The organism is Mucilaginibacter roseus (genome assembly GCF_021215455.1).
In the GTDB taxonomy this organism is placed as follows: domain Bacteria; phylum Bacteroidota; class Bacteroidia; order Sphingobacteriales; family Sphingobacteriaceae; genus Mucilaginibacter; species Mucilaginibacter roseus.
Genome location: NZ_JAJPWV010000001.1, coordinates 701641 through 721375, shown reverse-complemented (window position 1 = coordinate 721375; position 19735 = coordinate 701641). Strand labels below are relative to the sequence as shown.

The 19735-nt window shown below is 44.5% G+C and carries 12 protein-coding genes; 6 read left to right on the top strand and 6 right to left on the bottom strand.

Features of this window, described 5'->3' with window-relative positions; all coding sequences use genetic code 11:
* Window positions 1-24 precede the first annotated feature (24 nt).
* The 3 genes from LT679_RS03135 (at window position 25) to LT679_RS03125 (ending at window position 1799) form a co-directional block, all read left to right on the top strand.
* A complete protein-coding gene (locus LT679_RS03135) occupies window positions 25-435 on the top strand; it encodes a hypothetical protein (protein WP_232175495.1) in 411 nt (136 codons plus the stop codon).
* Between the two features lie 16 nt (window positions 436-451).
* Window positions 452-859, top strand: a complete 408-nt coding sequence (locus tag LT679_RS03130; protein ID WP_232175494.1) for an OsmC family protein — start codon at window positions 452-454, stop codon at window positions 857-859.
* A gap of 400 nt (window positions 860-1259) precedes the next feature.
* Window positions 1260-1799 (top strand): hypothetical protein, encoded by a 540-nt coding sequence (locus tag LT679_RS03125; protein ID WP_232175493.1) that lies wholly within the window; start codon window positions 1260-1262, stop codon window positions 1797-1799.
* Window positions 1800-1850: 51 nt separating this feature from the next.
* Here LT679_RS03125 and LT679_RS03120 read toward each other — a convergent pair whose 3' ends face one another.
* From LT679_RS03120 to pta, 4 genes are all read right to left on the bottom strand, one after another.
* Window positions 1851-4334 (bottom strand): phosphocholine-specific phospholipase C, encoded by a 2484-nt coding sequence (locus LT679_RS03120; RefSeq protein WP_232175492.1) that lies wholly within the window; start codon window positions 4332-4334, stop codon window positions 1851-1853.
* An 87-nt stretch (window positions 4335-4421) separates the two neighbouring features.
* The gene (locus tag LT679_RS03115; protein ID WP_232175491.1) at window positions 4422-7112 is read right to left on the bottom strand and encodes an alpha-L-rhamnosidase; all 2691 of its coding nucleotides are present in this window, start codon (window positions 7110-7112) and stop codon (window positions 4422-4424) included.
* A gap of 136 nt (window positions 7113-7248) precedes the next feature.
* On the bottom strand, window positions 7249-8448 hold the full coding sequence (locus LT679_RS03110) for an acetate/propionate family kinase (protein WP_232175490.1): 1200 nt from the start codon (window positions 8446-8448) through the stop codon (window positions 7249-7251).
* Between the two features lie 24 nt (window positions 8449-8472).
* Complete coding sequence (gene pta, locus LT679_RS03105; protein ID WP_232175488.1) at window positions 8473-10566, bottom strand: phosphate acetyltransferase; 2094 nt, start codon at window positions 10564-10566, stop codon at window positions 8473-8475.
* A gap of 248 nt (window positions 10567-10814) precedes the next feature.
* Between pta and LT679_RS03100 the strand changes: the two genes are divergently transcribed.
* Window positions 10815-12149: a sigma-54-dependent transcriptional regulator gene (locus LT679_RS03100; RefSeq protein WP_232175486.1), complete on the top strand. Its 1335-nt coding sequence runs from the start codon at window positions 10815-10817 to the stop codon at window positions 12147-12149.
* Between the two features lie 32 nt (window positions 12150-12181).
* On the opposite strand, the gene argS is transcribed toward LT679_RS03100, so the two are convergent.
* Window positions 12182-13948, bottom strand: a complete 1767-nt coding sequence (gene argS, locus LT679_RS03095) for an arginine--tRNA ligase (protein WP_232175484.1) — start codon at window positions 13946-13948, stop codon at window positions 12182-12184.
* 100 nt (window positions 13949-14048) lie between these two features.
* Between argS and LT679_RS03090 the strand changes: the two genes are divergently transcribed.
* Both LT679_RS03090 and ctlX read left to right on the top strand, forming a co-directional pair.
* Window positions 14049-15485 (top strand): arginine deiminase family protein, encoded by a 1437-nt coding sequence (locus tag LT679_RS03090; RefSeq protein WP_232175482.1) that lies wholly within the window; start codon window positions 14049-14051, stop codon window positions 15483-15485.
* A gap of 132 nt (window positions 15486-15617) precedes the next feature.
* Window positions 15618-16535, top strand: a complete 918-nt coding sequence (ctlX, locus tag LT679_RS03085; RefSeq protein WP_232175481.1) for a citrulline utilization hydrolase CtlX — start codon at window positions 15618-15620, stop codon at window positions 16533-16535.
* A gap of 5 nt (window positions 16536-16540) precedes the next feature.
* Here ctlX and LT679_RS03080 read toward each other — a convergent pair whose 3' ends face one another.
* Window positions 16541-19729 carry an error-prone DNA polymerase gene (locus tag LT679_RS03080; RefSeq protein WP_232175479.1) on the bottom strand — a complete coding sequence of 1063 codons (3189 nt, stop codon included), beginning with the start codon at window positions 19727-19729 and terminating at the stop codon, window positions 16541-16543.
* Window positions 19730-19735 lie beyond the last annotated feature (6 nt).

Sequence of the window (19735 nt, the reverse complement as noted above, 5' to 3'; positions counted from 1 at the left end):
ATTTTAGTAGCCCAATTATAAATCATGAACAACGATTATCACCAGCTTAAAAAAGCTAAGGGAAAAACCGCCCGTTTAGGAGTTTGGGTAATTATCGGGCTTATTATAGTATTCGGGCTCATTCTGGTTCGTTTTACCCAATCTGGCTCACAAAAGCAAAACCTGTTTGGTGGCATGCCATCAAAAGAAGATGCCTACGAAGTAGCCAAAACAATTGTGGAGCCATCAATTAAAGGCGACAATATTTCATTTTCTGACGAAGGATTTGAATTTGGTAAACGTTCAGATTCAATATATGTTATCCGCTCATATGCCGATGTGACCACTGAGGATGGTTCAGAAAGTAGGCAATATTTCAACGTAACATTAAAATACAACGGCGGTTTAGCCACTAAGGCCAACAATTGGGAGTTGCAGGCGTTGCAATTGCAATAAAGCACGACAATTTATTATGACGCTACAAAAAGAACCCGTTTTAACGGCCAGATCAGTCACCCGTAAAGAAGCTTACCAAACCGTAGTGAGCAGTGGCAATAACGCCATTATTGTAGATGAGCCCGTTGACAAAGGCGGTAAAGATACTGGGATGGATCCGTTCGGGCTTTTGCTGGCCAGTTTAGGAAGTTGTACAGGCATTACATTACGCATGTACATCGACCGTAAGATGTGGATAGTTGATGAAATAACGGTTGATCTTGAGCTTTTTAAAACAGACGATGGGATATTGATAGAAAGGTTGATCACGTTTAAAGGGGAACTGATACAGGAGCAAATTGACCGCTTATTGCAAATTGCCGACCACTGCCCTATTCACAAAATCCTTACAGGCAATATTTCGATAACAACTTCAATTGCCTAAAAAAACTCAGGCCGGGAAAACCCGGCCTGAACCAATCACTCTAAAACAATCACCTCTAACCAAAAGAAGTATCTTTAAAAGCCGGCCATTAACCGGCTTTAATATTTTTAACACTACAAAAGTAGTTATAAAACACCTGATTGAATGTTTAAACGTGTGTTTTTTACCCCTGATTGACATAACAATTTAGTTACATCATTTACTTAGAACGAAAGAACTTTTCGCTATTTTGTAGCTTAACACGATAACGTCTACATGAAAACGCATATCATTAAGGGTTAGTATCTCATCCCAGTTATTTCCCTCAAACACCACTTTAGTTGTAAACTGCTTGAAAATAAATAAATCATTAATTAAAATTCACTGTTTATAGGAGTACATCTATATAAACGAAACCGTTATGAAAATTCATCAGAACAACATACTTGGCGAATTAGGCAGTGCAATCGGTAAAGGCATACTGGCCGGGTTAGCCGGTACCGCCGCCATTACCCTCTCACAAATGATTGAGATGAAAATTACAAAACGCGAGCCGAGCGATGCCCCGGTAAAAGTGGTTGAGGAGACTGCGGACGTTACACCGGTAAGCGAAGAGCAAAAGGAAAAAGTGTCGCAGCAAATACACTGGGCATACGGTACCGCGTGGGGTATTGCAAGAGGTTTAATATCATTAACCGGATTGAAAGGGCTACCTGCTACTGCCGTGCATTTTGCGGCGGTTTGGGGTGCTGCTTTAGTTATGCTGCCTAAATACGATGCCGCCCCACCGGTAACAGAGGAGGAACCAAAATCAGTTGCTATTGATGCCTTGCATCATGCTGTTTATGCTACAGCCGCAGGCTTCGCGTTTGACGCCTTGGATGCCGGAAGCCGCAACGAACGAAAAATACGCAGCATTTTAAAGCATTTAAAGCTTAAAAATCTGGTGAAAAAATTTTAAGCACTCCCGTGAAAAAGAGAGCCCGTGTTTGAATAATACGGGCTTTTCTTATCAGGCGCCTATAAGCGGATCTGTAAATCCATGTTTTCCTGTTTCGACCCGGCCTGCGTATCGTCTCAAAAAATCATTATGGCCTTGTACTTTCAGTTCAACATCGTACCAGGAATAGCTGCTTTTTAGATCGATAACCTGTGCTACCTTTTCGCCTGGTTTTACTTTTACATTTTTACTGCGTTGTTTATAAGAAACATCAGACATTATAACCATATAAATATCCGATTTACTTGTATTACTTAATAACACTTTCAGGTTGCCATCAGGTTGATAAATTGTTTCCACCTGTAAATCCGGGTCGTTTTTATTACCGGTAAAGTTCCGGTAAAAACCGTTAGGGCCTTGTAAATCGAGATGATAATGGCCATCCTGAAACGCTTTAACCGGCCATGAATAATCTATTTCGTCCCCTGCTTTTAAAGCAAATGCCCAAGTAGGCATTTGTTCCGCAGATTTCCCTTCATGCTGAAATTGCCCACGGGCGTAAACATTGAATGGCGCGCCTGCCTTGTCACCAGCCTTCATCTTAATGTTTATAGCGTCTTTATTATTGTTTAGGTGACCATCAGCATAGAGTTGATAAGGCAAAGCGCATGAACGGCGGGTACCTTTTTCCTGTTTAGGAAACGCTGGGATTGTTGCCGGTGTGTTATTCACCGCTGCTATTTCATCTTTATTTAAAGCCTTGAAGTTATTTGGCGCTTGCTTAAACTTAGCATTATAAATCTCTTTTACGGTTTCATCGCGGTTTAGCGATGCAGGATAGTTGATCTTTTCGCTGTTGTAAGGCCTAAACACCGATGTAAGGTCGCCGCAGATAGTTCTGCGCCAATCAGTGATATTTGTTTCCTTGATTTGCTTACCTGCCTTTCCGCTTAGAAAGGTTTCCAGGAATTGCAGGCATGAGGTGTGATCAAACACCTGGGAGTTAACCCATCCCCCACGGCTCCAGGGTGATGCTATCACCAGCGGAACCCTAAAGCCTAAACCTATAGGGCTTTCACGCCGGTATTGCTCCGGTATTCCCTTTTCAGCCTGCTCTGCAGTAGTTACATGCTCAACAGCGGTATCTAAGCCCTCTGAACATTTACCGGTTTCGGGCTTTGCCGAATGCGGCGGTACAAACGGCGCTACGTGGTCAAAGTAACCATCATTTTCATCGTAAGTGAGTATAAAAATCGTTTTCTTCCAAACTTCGGGGTTATGCGTTAAAATATCCAGTACTTCTGATACATACCAGGCGCCATACCAGGGTGATGAAGGATGGTCGGAAAAATTCGATGGAGCGGCTAACCACGAAACAGTTGGCAGCTTGCCATTTTTTACATCCTGCCTAAATTGGTGAAGAATGTCGCCTTTAGGTACTTTTACTTCGCGCTTTTCGCCGTTTTCCTCATAGGTCAGTGTTTCCAACTTATGGTAATCAGCATCATTAACGTTAGTTACAAAAGCCTTTTGGTGGATACTCTTTTCATGATCGCTTAACTTATCAAAACGTTCCTGCGTCCATTCGGCCCGTTCAGCTTTTACCTTGTCCAGTTGTTTTTGCTTTTGGCTAAGTTTATTGCTCAACTCATCAGTTTGGGCTTTCGCCTTAAGGTCAGCTATTTCCTGCCGTAATTTTGCTTCAGCCTTAGCCAGATAGTCGCGATGAGCCTTGTGCAGGCGTACGTTGTAATTTTTATAAAACTCAAGATTGTTATCTGTAAAATTGCTCAGCCAGTCGTCTTCCTCGCCGGTAAACCCAACATCCAGGCTTAATTCATTCTGATAAACTTTCCATGAGATACCTGCTTCTTCCAACCGCTCCGGAAAGGTTTTAGCGATAAGGTCGCGGTAATTTAACTGATCATTATAAACAAGAGCTGGAGAATTGGCGTGCTGCTCTTCGCGGATGGTTCCCGCCCAAAAGTACGATCGGTTTGAACTTGTACCGGTTAACGATGAGCAAAAATGCTGATCGCATACGGTAAATGCGTCAGCAAAGGCATAGTAAAACGGTATGTCCTTTCGATCATAATAGCCCAATGTAAGCGGCATGTGGGCATATTCCTTATTACCTGACTTTTTGCTTTCCAGCCAGCCGTCCATTTTACCATTGTTGTGCGCGTCAACCTGGTTTTCCCATGAATGAGGCAATGATTGCATCCAGGTAGCCCTTGAATTTTTTATATCAAGATGGAAGGGTATATAGGTCTCGCCCGCTTTATTGCTTTGTAGCCAAACCTTATTGTTATTTGGTAGGCGCATCGCCCGCGGATCATCAAAGCCACGTACACCTTGCAGGGTGCCATAGCAATGGTCAAAAGATCGATTCTCCTGCATCAGGAATACGACATGCTCCGCATCAAGGTACGTAGTGCCTTTATCGGCATCAATTGCCAAAGCCTTTTGTATCGACTCCGGCAACACACTAAACAATCCGGTACTACCGGCAAGCATTGTTGCCTTCTTGATAAACTCCCTGCGCGAATCAGCCATAATTGTTATAAAAAAGCGAAGTTAAATCGCTAAGGCTTTATGTGTTTTAACGATATATTAAGTTTAAGATAAATAAACTTTGTTTAATTACTGCACCGCAAAACGATAAGATCCTGCGGAAACATGATAGGTTTTTTGCGTATTAACAGGCTTTCCGTTAAGTATCACTTTTGACGAAGGATTGGGAAAAGTAATATCAGCTGTAGAATTTGCCGGAACGGTTACATCGTAAATAATCTTACCCTGCTCCCGTTTCCACGCCGAAACGATATTGCCATAAGGCCCTTTGTGGCTTGATGTAAAAAAGTTTAACCCTTGTACAAAATTGGGCTTGAGCAATACATTTTTAAAGCCAGGCTTATTTTCGTCCGGTTTAATGCCGCCTAATCCTTTGAAGAACCAGCCGCCGATCTCGCCAAACATCATGTGGTTTAATGAAATATCGCGCGGTGCGTTAATATCCCAGTTTTCATACAAGGTGGTCGCGCCGTTAACAATCCACCATCCCCAGGATGGATAAGTATCCTGTGATGCTAATTTGTAAGCCACCTCGCCCTGTCCGTTATCGCTTAAGGCATTTAATACGGCTTTGGCTCCTAACACACCAACATCAATATGCATATTATCCTGCGCAACTCTTTTGGCAAGGTTTTCAGCGAGTTTTAGCCGGTATTCTTCAGGTACGACTTTCCATTGCAGCGCCATGCTCAACTCGGTTTGCACTCCGCTACCGTAAATGCACTTCGCTTTATCGAAATATTTATCGTTTATGGCCTTCCTGATCTTTGCAGCCATGGCCGAGTAAAACTGCTGATCCTGGGTTTTGCCCAGCAGGGCCGCGGCTTTTGATAGTATTGTGGCGTCTACATAAAAATAAACGGACGATGTGTACTCCAACGACGATGATGATTTCACCGGCACCCAATCGCCACGGCCAAAAGTTGTAAGGTTGTTTGGGCTTATCTTACTCACGTAATTTACATAAGCTTTAATATTGTTATAGTTATCGGCCAATGGCTTTTTATCACCATAAAACAGATACAAGTTCCACGGAATAATAGCGATGGTACTCGTCCAGTCCGTGCCGTTGGCAGTGCCATAACCCCAACCGCCGGTTGGTATAATATCCGGCAATACGCCGTTGGGCTGCTGCTCGTCACGATGATCGCCGAGCCATTTTTCGTACACAGTGATCCCGTCAAAATTGAACAAGCCGGTTTCGACGGCGAAATGTCCATCGCCGGTCCAGCCATTTTTTTCCCGCTGAGGACAATCCGTAGGATATCCAAATAAATTGGACAGGTAAGAGGCATTGGTAGCTGCCCATAATTTATTTACCAGATCACTCGATGTATTAAGCTTACCCACGGCCTCCACATCGCTATGCATAAAATAGCCGGTAATATCTTCCTTGCTGAAATTTATGGGTTTGCTGCTGGTTATCTCCACATATTGAAACCCTTTGTAATTAAAGCTTGGCATAAAATCAACTTCGCCCTTGCCATTCAGTATCACCACATCGGTTTGAAAAAGATCATTCTTATCTCTCGGACGATAGTAAACATCGATGTTCGACAAATCAACATGCCCCTTTGGCGTTCCCTCTTTGGTATAAAGCTTTTCACCATGCTTTATTTTTACTATCGTACCACTGTCGCCACGTAGTTTTACCCGAGTAACACCGGCAATATTCCGGCCCAGGTCAACCACGTAACAGGTATCATTGAAATTGACCAGTGATTTGGCCGACAATTCCTCTACATTACGGATAGGCACCATCACCTGACTTTCTATTTTTTTAGCGGGTGCGGCCCGCAGCCCGGAACCGTTCCATTTGCTGTCATCAAAGTTAACAGTATTCCAGCCCGGTATTTCTTCTCTACTGTCGTAATGCTCGCCCGTATAAATGCTGTTAAATACGATTGGCCCGCTGTGGGTTTTCCAGCTTTCATCGGTAAATATGGTTTCGGCTGATCCATCCTCATAGGTTATCCGTAGATCGAGGCAAAAGGTTGGCCGCTGCCGCCAAGGGGCACGGTCAAAATTCCATACAGCGATAGATTGATGGTTGTACCAACCGTTACCCAACACCACACCGATAGCATTGGCGCCGTTTTTTAATTGAGCGGTAACGTCGTAAGTAACGTACAGGTTTCGCCTGTCAAAACGGGTGTACATCGGGTCGAGGCGGTGGTTGCCTATTTTGGTTCCGTTGATAAACAACTCATACAAACCCGCTACTGCGATGTATGCACGCGCTGAGCGGACCTTTTTACCGGCATTAAAAACCTTGCGAAAGTAAGGTGCCTTCAACTCGTTTATGCTTTTACCATCACTAATCCAGTTACCGGTCCAGTTGTTCTGGTTCATCATTCCGGTTTCAAAATAAGCGGTTTGACTTTGCGCAAGTGGTTTGCCGTTTTTATCCCATGTCCGTACTGCCCAATAGTAGCGAGTAAACGGCTCTAATGCTTTACCGTTATATGTAATCAAGCCTGATTGAGCGGTAATTTTACCGGTATTCCATACACCACCTTTACCAACTTCTGCCGGATTTTTTGACACCAAAACGGTATATGCACTTTGCAAAGCACCCTGGCGACTATCACTCAATAGCCAGCTTAAACGAGGGTGAGCTTCATCAATACCGAGCGGAGACGTAAGGTGTTCGCACTGTAACTGGGCCGCACCCGGCTGTGCTTTAGTATAACCCGCAATCAACAAAATGGTGAGGGTAAAAAAACAATTTAGCAACAGCGTAAAGGATTTTAATTTCATAGTATAAAAAAATTGGCTGGATAGAAAGATCAATCAGCAATATCGAAATATCTTTTAAAACACGTTGTAAAAGTTTTGATAAAAAAAGCCTGTTGCTTTTGAACAACAGGCTTCATTTTACCGCAGAGAATTATTATTAGTACTGTAAAAGCGCTTTGCATTGTTGTGCAATTTCCAGCTCTTCATTGGTAGGTATAACCAGTACTTTTACTTTTGATTGTGAGGCACTCACATCACGCAGGCCCGGTTTGCGCTGCGAGTTTTCTTCTGTATTTATGTGTATGCCCACAAAATCCATATCACGGCAGGCCATTTCGCGCACCAGCGCATCATTTTCACCCACGCCTGCGGTAAACACGATAGCGTCGAGTCCGTTCATGGCAGCGCTATAGGCACCTATGAATTTACGTATACGATAAGCATACATTTCGTAAGCCAGCGCGGCGGCATCACTGCCATTTTTCATCATGCCGGTAATATCGCGCATATCACTATAGCCGGTGAGGCCGTACATACCGCTTTTTTTATTTAGAAGGGTGGTAAGTTCGGCAGCGTCATATCCTTGTTGCTCTATCAGGTATAATAATACCGAAGCATCAATATTACCGCTGCGTGTACCCATTATTAAACCATCCAATGGTGTAAGGCCCATGCTGGTATCTATACATTTACCGGCGTTAACAGCCGCCATACTGCAACCGTTGCCCAGGTGTATGGTGATAATCTTCGCATCAGGCTTTTGCAGGTATTCCACCGCCCTGCCCGATACATATTTATGACTGATACCGTGAAAGCCATATACACGAATACCGTAGTCCCTATAAAAATTCTCAGGAATGGCATAGCGGTAAGCCTTTTCGGGCATGGTTTGATGAAACGCGGTATCGAATACAGCTACCTGTGTAGCTTTTTTGAAAATGCTTTGCGCTACCTCTATACCTTTAATGTGGCCCGGATTATGTAGCGGGGCAAGCGGATATAGCTGTTTTATCTTCTCCTTTACCTCGTCAGTTATTATAGTGGTTTGGGTTAGCGTTTCGCCACCATGCACTATACGGTGACCCACCACGTTTATATCATCCGGGTTGTGCACCACGGCAATACCGGGTTGTATCAGTAGCTTTTCCACCTCAAACATACCTGCCTCATGATCGGGTATATCCAATTCAAGTTTGGTTACCTTTTCTTCGCCGTTTATAAAAACTGTATGCTTTATCAGGGAATCGCCAAGGCCTATCCGCTCTACTAAACCGCTGCATACCGGCTCGGCAGATTCACTGTGAAATAACTGATATTTTATAGAGCTGCTGCCCGAGTTAATTACAAATATGTTCATCTAAAAAATGAGTATCGGATTAAATTATGCGTTTTGGCTTTGTATGGCCGTGATGATAACCGTATTAAAAACGTCGTCGACTGTACAGCCACGGCTCAAATCATTCACCGGTTTGTTCAGGCCTTGTAACATAGGGCCGATAGCTAAAGCGCCCGTTTCGCGTTGAACCGCTTTATAGGTATTATTACCCGTATTCAAATCCGGAAATATCAACACGCTGGCTTGCCCGGCTACCTCTGAACCCGGAAGTTTTTGCTGCCCTACAACCGGGTCGACCGCGGCATCGTATTGAATTGGGCCCTCTACCTTCAAATCCGGACGCTGTTGCCTTACCAGCTCTGTAGCACGACGAACCTTCTCCACATCCTCACCGGCACCTGATGTACCTGATGAATACGAGAGCATGGCGATACGCGGTTCAATGCCGAAACGCATACTGTTATCGGCTGATGAAATGGCAATCTGCGCCAGCTCCTCTGCCGTTGGGTTAGGATTAACCGCACAATCACCAAATACCGACACTCTGTCCTCTAAACACATAAAGAAGATGGACGACACGGTTGATATACCCGGCTTGGTTTTAATGAACTGCAATGCAGGGCGAATGGTGTGCTGCGTAGTGTGTACCGCACCCGATACCATGCCATCAGCATGCCCTTTATACACCATCATAGTACCGAAATATGACACGTCGGTCATTAAATCGCGCGCCATTTCCATCGTGAGGTTTTTGCTTTTACGCAGTTCGTAAAGTGTTTCTACGTAATCCTCATAGTGGCCTGAGTTTGCCGGGTCGATGATAGTGATATCATTAATATCCAGATCGATACCCAAGCGCTTGATGGAAGCCGCGATCTCCGTTGGATTCCCGAGTAAGGTCAGCTTAACCAATTGCTGCGCGATCAAACGACCGGCGGCTAAGATTATACGGTCATCATTACCCTCAGGCAATACAATGTTCTTGATTTCCTTTTTGGCCCATTTGCTCAGCTGGTACTGGAACATGTGCGGCGTCATGGCGTCAGAGTGGTAGGTAACCATCTTTTCATCCAGCGCGCCGGTATCAACGCAACGGTTAAAGGTATCAATAGCCAGTTGAATTTTTTTGGAATTATCGGGCGTAATACGGGCTTTCACCGCCGCTATTTTGTTTGTGGTTTCAAACGTACCACCGTTAACGGCGATGATTGGCACTACGTTTTGCAGGCCTTCTATCAAGCGCATAACCGGCTCCTCGGGAACAACTCCTGCGGTTAGCACAATGCCGGCGACCCTTGGATAGCTTGACGACAGATTTGCCTGTAACGAACTGATGATGATATCGCCCCTATCACCAGGGGTTACTATCAACACATTTTCCTTTAAAAAGCTCAGGAAGTTGGGCACCTGCATTGCCCCGGTAACAAAGTTATCTACCTGGTTAGAAAGGTGCTCGCCGCCAAAAAGCAAGCGTCCATCCAGATGACCGAAAATATCACTTACGGTTGGATTCTGTAATGCCTTATCGGCAGATATAACGGCGCTTATTACTCCTTTAGGTAATTGCGAAGCCAACAGCTTGCGTACATCATTGGCCTGATCGGCATGTACCTTATTCGCAACCAGCGCGAGTACCTGTATTTCGCGCGATTGATAAGCATGGAACAGGTTCAAGCCATCCTGTATGGTTTCTGATATTGACTTCCCGTCACCTGATACCACTAACACCACCGGTGCGTTCAGGTTACGGGCTATCAGCAGGTTGCTCTCAAAATCAAAGGCAGTGCCCTGGCCGGTAAAATCCCCGCCCTCAATTACCGTAAAATCGTAATTCTCTTCTATCTTTTTAAATCGGCTGATGATGGTATCAATCATCTCGCCCTGGCTTTGCTCGTTCAAAAGCTGTAGGGCTTCGGCACGGGTAAAGGCATACGTGTCTTCAAAAGCCAAAGGCAGTTGAAAATGCGACAGGATGGTTTGAATATGCACATCTTTAAACTCTGCCGGGTCGGTATTGATTATCGGTTTAAAATAGCCGATCCTTTGAGCCTTGCCCAGCAGCATATCAACTATACCAAGCGTAACAACGGATTTACCACTGTAAGGCTCGGCCGATGCGATGAATATTGTTTTTGTCAATTTTTGATAAATTTTAAGAGGTACGCAAATATAGCTAAAACACGCTTTTTTATAATAAAATGGTTGATTTCAGCCTTTACAATAACTACAGCAACCTTTAAACTATAACGTTAAACCTAAAAGCACAGTACTTTGTTCGGCAACGCTTACAGTTGTTTTATTTAAGGCGAAAACCTGTGGTAACCAAAGACAGACCAGGAATATATAAGCAAGTATTTTTACGATATATTTGCTGAAATTTTCAAGGTATGAAACCCAAAGTGCTGATAATTGATGATGAGGAAAAACTACGTGGTTTATTGTCGAGGATTATCGGGCTGGAAGGTTTTGAGGTACTTGAGGCGGCCACCGGCAAAGAGGGGTTAAAAATACTCGCCCGCGAAAATATAATGGCTGTTTTAAGCGATGTTAAGCTGCCTGATATAAACGGTGTTGACCTTGTGAAAAACATTAAGGAGTTACGCCCGTATGTTGAGGTTATTAATTTAACCGCGTATGGCACCGTTAATGATGCGGTAAAGGCTATACAAAACGGCGCTTTTAATTACATCATTAAAGGCGATGATAATGAGAAGATTATACCTTTGCTCAATCAAGCTGTTGATAAAGCCCGCTTGCAATTAAAGGTTTATGAGCTTGAAGCTAAACTGGCTAAAAAGTACAGCTTCGCTAATATTATCGGTCAATCCAAACAAATTACCGAGGCTATCGCCCTTGGGCGAAAAGTAGCGGCTACGAACACCACCGTATTATTGCTGGGCCAAACAGGTACCGGTAAAGAGGTTTTCGCATCGGCTATACATTACGATAGTGAACGCAGGCTGATGCCCTTTGTTGCCGTTAATTGCAGCAGCTTTACACCTGAATTATTGGAGAGTGAATTATTCGGTTACAAAGCGGGCGCATTTACCGGGGCTGTTAAAGATAAAAAAGGGTTATTTGAGGAAGCGCAGTACGGCACCATATTTTTGGATGAAATAGGCGAAATGAGCCTGGAGCTGCAGGCGAAGTTGCTACGTGTGCTGGAGAGTAAAACTTTTATTAAGGTTGGCGATACACAAACCACCAAGGTTAACGTACGCATTTTGGCCGCCACTAACCGCGACCTGATGAAGGAATCTGAAGCCGGTCGTTTTCGTGAAGATCTGTACTACCGGTTATCCGTGTTCACTATCACGCTTCCATCCTTAAACGAGCGTAAGGGAGACATCGAGTTGCTGGCGAAACATTACATGGAAGAATTTGCCGCTAAAATAAATAGTAGAATAAATAAAATGGACAATCAATTTGTCGAGCTTTTAAACAGCCACCATTGGAAAGGCAACATCCGGGAGTTAAAGAACTGCATTGAACGCGCAGTTATTTTAGCTGACAGCGAAACACTTACACCCAACCAGCTCCCGCCCGACTTCAGGTTTAAAAACAGCAGCAACAGCAACGCGCTCGATCTGGCGACTATCGAAAAGCAGCATATTTTTAAAGTGCTACAGTACACCGGCGGTAATAAAACCGAGGCTGCCCGATTATTAGGCATCGGCTTAACAACACTTTACCGTAAGCTGGAGGAATATCATTTGAATTGAAAAAAAAGAAAGGGGCTTTCGCCCCTTTTGTATTACATGCGCTCGGGCACATCAATACCTAACAGCGCCATACCTTTCTTAATTACTTTGGCTGATGCTGCTGATAGTTGCAGCCTGAATTTTTTGGATACTTCATCTTCGGCTTGCAGAATGGAGTGTTCGTGGTAAAATTTATTGTACGCCTTTGCCAATTCATAAACATAATTGGCTACAACAGCCGGACTGTAAGCCTCTGCCGCCTGAGTAATTATATCAGGAAATTGGTTTAATAGTACGATAAGTTCACGTTCTTCATCAGCGAGCGTATTTACGCCGGTACGCTCCGTAAAATCAACCCCTGCCCTATTTAGTACTGATTTGATACGTGCATGGGTGTATTGGATAAACGGCCCGGTATGCCCTTGAAAATCTACCGACTCATTCGGATCAAACAATAAGCGTTTTTTAGGATCAACTTTTAACAGAAAGTACTTCAACGCACCCATGCCAATAGTATGGTACAAGGCACTCTTTTCTTCTTCGCTAAAGCCTTCTACCTTACCTAACTCTTCGGTACGCTGTTTGGCGGTATGCTCCATTTCGGCCATCAGATCATCAGCATCAACTACCGTACCCTCGCGCGATTTCATTTTACCCGACGGCAGATCAACCATACCATATGACAGGTGAAACAGGCTGTTAGTATCAGCCTTGCCCAGTTTTTGAAGGATCAGGAACAACACTTTAAAGTGATAATCCTGCTCATTACCTACTACGTAGATCGACTTATCCATGCCGAAATCATTATATTTCAACAGCGCGGTACCTATATCCTGGGTAATATATACCGACGTTCCATCGGCACGCAGCACCAGTTTTTGGTCGAGGCCATCTTCTGTCAGGTCAATCCAAACAGAGCCATCCTCTTTTTTAAAGAACACACCTTTTGCAAGGCCTTCCTCAATAATATCCTTACCTAACAAATAGGTGTTTGACTCGTAATAGAACTTGTCAAAATCAACCCCGAGGCGTTTATAAGTTTCATCAAAGCCGGCATAAACCCAGCTGTTCATAGTTTTCCAGAGGCTGATCACTTCCTCATCGCCTGCCTCCCATTTTTGCAGCATAAGCTGGGCTTCTTTTATCAGCGGGGCATTCTTTTTGGCGTCGTCTTCAGTTTGCCCTTCGGCTTTCAGCGCTTCAATCTCTTTTTTGTATTCCTTATCAAATATTACATAGTACTTCCCTACTAAATGATCGCCTTTAAGGCCTGATGATTCAGGGGTCTCTCCATTACCAAACTTTTGCCAGGCCAGCATGGATTTGCAGATGTGTATCCCCCTGTCATTCACCAAATTAGACTTTATTACCTCGTACCCAGCTGCAGCTAATATCTGCGCAACCGAATAACCTAACAGGTTGTTACGTATGTGCCCAAGGTGCAGCGGCTTATTGGTATTGGGTGATGAATACTCCACCATTACTTTCTGGCCATTGTACTGTGGTTCTGCAAAATCAGCGGATAGTATTTGGTTATAAAGCGTGTTCAGCCAGTAATCATCAGCGATAGAGATATTTAGAAACCCTTTTATTACGTTGAATGCCGATACTTCGTTTACGTTGGCTTTCAAATACTCGCCTATCTCGGTACCGGTTTGCTCCGGCGATTTTTTGGAAAATCGTGTGAAAGGAAAAGTTACTATGGTGAGCTGGCCTTCAAACTCCTTGCGGGTTTCCTGCAAGCTAATGGCATCAGCGGTTATGTCGGTATTATAAAGTTCCTTAACGGCCTTAATGGCGGCATCAGTAATAAAATTCATCCGGCAAAATTAATCAAATGCTGCGAGTTAGGTGTAAAAAATAACACGGCATACATCGGTAACATATTTTGTAATAGATTTGCTACTATTATAACCTTTTATGACGATCAACGATAAAGATTTCAGGATAGATGTAACCTCGGAGATAGGCAGCTTGCGTGCCTTATTGATTCATAGCCCGGATAGCGGGTTGGGTAAAGTGGTGCCCTCTAAAGCACAGGATTGGCTGTTTGAAGATATTGTACACTTAGATACACTCCGCAAAAAAGAATACGATTACTATATCAAGCTACTCCTGTATTTCCTTGATTCCGGCAAGATAAAAGGTAAACTCGATCAGGTAGATATCGACCGGTCATTTTTTAAGCCTGACAATAAAGACTTCCACGCTTCAACCAAAGTGCTTGAACTACAAGTGCTGTTGAGTGATATTTTGCAGGAAACAGATATCCGCAAAAAACTGGTTGCCTCTGTTTGTGCAATTGAGGGTTGCAGTTACCGCATGCAATTAAAGCTGATTGATACCGACCCGATACAACTTGCCAAAATTTTTATCTCCGGCGCGCTTAATGATGATGAAATGATCTTTGCGCCGATACCAAACCTGATTTTTTCGAGGGATATCGGCATCGCCATAAATAACCATGTATTATTGAATAAGCCTGCTAAAAAGGCCCGTTTCCGCGAAACGTTGCTGATGCGGTATATATTTTTCAACCATCCGCTGTTCGCCGAATTTCGGGACAACATACTGGAGATACCGGAAACTGTCCATCACTTTTTACGCCCCGGCGAGGATAATGAGCAGAAAACCACGCTTGAAGGCGGCGACGTGATGATGGTAAGTCCCGACCACCTGATCATAGGCTGCAGTGAGCGCACATCAACCAGCGGCGCGGACGAAGCTATTAAATTGCTATTTGAGCATAACGTGGTTAAAAAGGTAACGGTGGTTAAAATACCTAATAAGCGCGATTACATGCATATTGATACCGTGTTTACGCAGGTTAGGCGCGATATGTGGGTGATACTGCACTCGCTGGCCATAGCAGAGAAGCCTGAAAAAGAGGCTGGTCCGGCGGCGTGGTTTGCCGATAAAAAGAGCAAGGAAAAAACAGAGATCGTGCAATTCAGGCAAGGTAAAAAGCCTAAAACGTTTGATAATATCGAGGATTTGTTGACCGACATTAGCCATAAAGACCTTGGCTATGAGGGCGAAGTGAAGTTTATTTATTCGGGCAATAACACCTTCCCTTTTGATGCCCGTGAGCAATGGACAGACTCGTGCAACCTGCTGGCAATTAAGGAAGGCGTGGTATTAGGCTATGACCGTAACGATAAAACTGTAGAAGCTTTTGTTAACCAGGGATTTAACATTATACCAGTGGCCGAATTGCTGCAAAAATTTGAAAGCGATGAATTAAATCCTAAAACAATTACAGACACACTGATCCTGATACCGTCAGCAGAACTATCGCGTGCACGCGGTGGTTTCCACTGTATGAGTATGCCGCTTTGGCGGGAAGCGATTAAGTAGTCCATGGTCTATAGTCCATGGACCATGGTAAAAAACCATTTAATAAGAAGAACTAAGGTCAATTACTATCGGATAAGTTCTATCATTTATACAATTACTATAGACTATGGTCTATAGACTATCAACTAACAAATGCAAGCAACATCTAATATACTGATGATTCGCCCGGTGGCTTTTGGCTTTAATGAGCAAACCGCGGGCAGCAACGCTTTTCAAAACAAAAGTGCTGAGCAAGCCGATACACAGCAAAAGGCGTTACAGGAGTTTGACGGCTTTGTTCAGTTACTGCGTGATAACGGCGTAAATGTAATTGTAGTAAACGATACCGCCGAACCACATACCCCTGATTCGATATTTCCGAATAACTGGGTGTCATTTCATGAGGACGGCAATGTGTACTTATATCCCATGCAGGCCGAAAACCGCAGATTGGAGCGCCGGAAAGATGTAATACGTGATTTGCAGGAAACCTTTAACGTTGACCACATTACAGATTTGAGCCGCTTTGAAAATGAGCATAAATTTTTGGAAGGCACGGGCAGTATGGTGCTGGACAGGGAAAATAAGATTGCGTACGCCTGCCTTTCGCCCCGCACTGATGCCGATGTTTTACGAACGTTCTGCGAGCAGTCCGGTTATAAAGCCGTTTTGTTTGATGCTTTTGATGCCAAGGGCAAAGCCATTTATCATACCAACGTACTGATGGCCGTTGCAACAAAATATGTAGTGATATGCCTGGAAAGCATAACCGACGATGAACAACTCGAAGCGGTGATTGACGCGATAGAATCGAGCGGTAAAGAGATCATCAATATTACGTTTGAGCAGATGAACCACTTTGCGGGCAATATGCTGGAGGTGCATAATCAGGCTGGAGAAAGTTTGATCGTAATGTCGGCAAGCGCGTGGAATTCCCTGGATGATGAACAACGCGAAACTTTATCAAGTTATAGTAAACCTGTTTATGCTGACATCAGCACCATTGAAACCAATGGCGGCGGCAGCGCACGGTGCATGATGGCCGAAGTACATTTGCCGGCTAAGTATTAATTTACTTAATGGAAATTACGGCCTTTATGAAATGCCCGGCTTGTTGGCGCAGGTGATGATCGGCCGTCATAATCTTCGGGCTTACTCGTTTCATCGCCCCGCATTGTGGGCGTTTGTAAATTGGTTGTAAGGGTGTTAAGTATAGGCGTTAGATTATAGCAACGCCTTACAACCAAGTGTATTACACCGTTGGCTATCTGCAATTTACCGCTTGCCATAAACAGTTTTGATTGTACGATCTCTTTACGATAAGTGTCAAAAAGTTTTTGCCATACCACCAGGTTGGCCGAGCCGGTTTCGTCCTCCAGGGTCATGAATAATACACCTTTAGCAGTTCCGGGGCGCTGACGTACCGTGATAAGGCCTGATATGCTTACGTAATCGCCATCTTTACAGTAGGCTAATTCACTTATCCTAATATTTTTTAAGCGCGATAATTGCGTACGGAGCAAGCCAACCGGATGATCTTTGAGCGATAACCCGGTGAAGAAATAATCCTGCACCACATGTTCGCCACGCGTCATTAACGGTAACGGAACAGTATCTTCAAGCACGGTTTCAGATAGTTGTCCTTTAAAAAGACCGATAGGCCTGTCGGCAAGCGCGGAGATTTCCCACAAGGCCATGCGCCTGTCGGCACCCATTGAACGGAAAGCGTCACCATCTGCTAATCTTTGTAAGGCATTTTCAGGCACCCCGGCCGCTCTCAACTCATCAATATGCATATAGCCATCTTTACGGCAAACAGCCAGTATGGCCATATCCTCTTCCCGCAAACCTTTTACCTGCCTAAAGCCCAATCGAACAGCATTTTCACCGTTCTTGTTTTCGATAATATTATCCCATTCAGAATAATTTACATCAACCGGCAAAATCAACACGCCATGATTTTTTGCGTCCTGTACAATTTGGGCGGGCTGGTAAAAACCCATAGGCTGACTGTTAAGCAAAGCGGCACAAAACACATCAGGGTAATGATATTTAAGCCATGATGATATATATACTAGCAACGCGAACGAGGCTGCGTGGCTTTCAGGAAAACCATACCCTTCAAAACCCTGCAACTGTTTAAATATGCGGTGAGCAAAGTCTCTTTCGTAGCCACGCGCAACCATGCCTTCTACAAGCTTTTTTTCGTAGATATGCAATTTACCATTGGCCTTGAATGATGCCATACTCCGGCGCAACTGATCAGCTTCGGCTGGCGTAAAACCTGCCGCTACAATAGCAATCTCCATCGCCTGCTCTTGAAATAATGGCACACCCTTCGTCCGTTTTAATATTTCTTCCAGTTCCGGTTTGGGGTATTCCGGTGATTCTAATTTATCGCGCCTGCGCAGGTAAGGATGTACCATGTCTCCTTGAATAGGCCCGGGCCTTACTATCGCTACTTCTATCACCAGGTCATAAAACTCTCTTGGTTTCAACCTCGGCAACATGGACATTTGCGCCCGGCTTTCAATCTGAAAAACACCGATGGTATCTGCACGGCAGATCATGTCATAAACATCCTGATCGCCTTGCGGTACGTTTGCCAGGGTAAGCTTGCGGTCGTAATGTTTAAGCACCATATCAAACGCCTTGCGTATCATGGTGAGCATACCCAGCCCCAGCACATCCACTTTTAATATCTGCAGATCTTCCAGATCGTCTTTATTCCACTCTACCTGTGTACGCTGCACCATACGGGCGTTGTGCACCGGGCAAATGTCCGTAAGCTTGCCTTCGGTAATTACAAACCCGCCCGTGTGCTGGCCTAATTGCCGCGGGAAACCAATTAACTGATTAGTAAGCTCCAGTACTTTGCGGATCAGCGGATCATGCGGGTTTAAACCCTGGCCGCTCAACCGATTTTCATCAAACCCCTCTTCCCTGAAATCCCAGATGGTGGCACCCAACCGCTTTATTGTATCTTCGGACAGACCCATCGCTTTGCCCACATCCCGTATAGCTCCCTTGTGCCTTTCCTGCGTTATGGTAGCTACTATGGCCGCCCGATCGCGTCCGTAATCGTTATATATAAACTGGATGATCTCTTCACGTCGCTCATGCTCAAAATCCACGTCAATATCCGGCCATTCATCGCGCGCGTCTGACATAAAGCGCGAAAAAAGCAACCGTGTTTCTGCCGGATTAACCGAAGTTATCCCTAAACAATAACATACAGTTGAATTAGCTGCCGACCCCCTGCCCTGGTGCAATATCCCTAAATCCTCAGCTTGCTGGGTATAGCGATAAACACGCAGAAAATACCACGCAATACGCCGCTTGGCAATAAATTCAAGCTCAAATTTTATTTGTTCAACATGCTTTTCAGGTACCGGATCACCAAAACGTTCCTTTGCCCCCGCCCATGCCAACTTTTCAAGCCGTTGCTGAGTGGTGAGGCCGTCTACCAACTTTTCGGCAGGTTCGAGGTATTTCAGAGAATCTAACGAAAACTTGCAGCTATCAGCTATCAAAAGAGCATTGCTTAAAGCGTGCGGGTATTCCCTGAAAAGCCTGTAAATCTCATCCATAGATTTCAGGTAGCGCTCGGCATTAGGATGCAGTTTAAAGCCCGCATTATGGATTGTACATTTTTCACGGATGCAGGTGAGCACATCCTGCAGTTCCCGACGTTCGGCTACATGATAATGCACATCGCCGGTTGCAACCAGCGGCACCCCGGTTTGCGCAAGCCTGTACAATCTTTTGGCATCCTGACCGTGATAATTAAAAGAAGCAGCCAAGTAAAGCGCATTTCCAAATTGTTGCTGATATTCTTTAAGATCATTTAAAAACTCGACATCAAACTCAAATTTGCTGTTTAAGCGTTCGGGAGGAACTGCGATGAATATAATACCCTCTTTATAGTTATACACGTCGGCTTTGTAAAGCAAACACTTACCTTTTTCAGTCCGCAGATTACCTAAAGTAAGCAGCGCAGAAAGACGGGCATAGGCTTCATGGTCAGCAGGATAAGCCAGCAGGCTGGCACCATCATCCAGATCAAGCCTGCATGCCGGGATAAAACGGATGCCGCTGCTTTTAGCTTCCATGTGTGCACGTACAATACCGGCCATAGAATTACGGTCGGTAATGGCAATTGAAGTATAGCCAAGTGTCTTAGCCTGCTCAACCAGCTCTTGCGGGTGCGATCCGCCCCGTAAAAAACTAAAATTTGATGTTGCCTGTAGTTCCGCGTAAGCCATAATGTA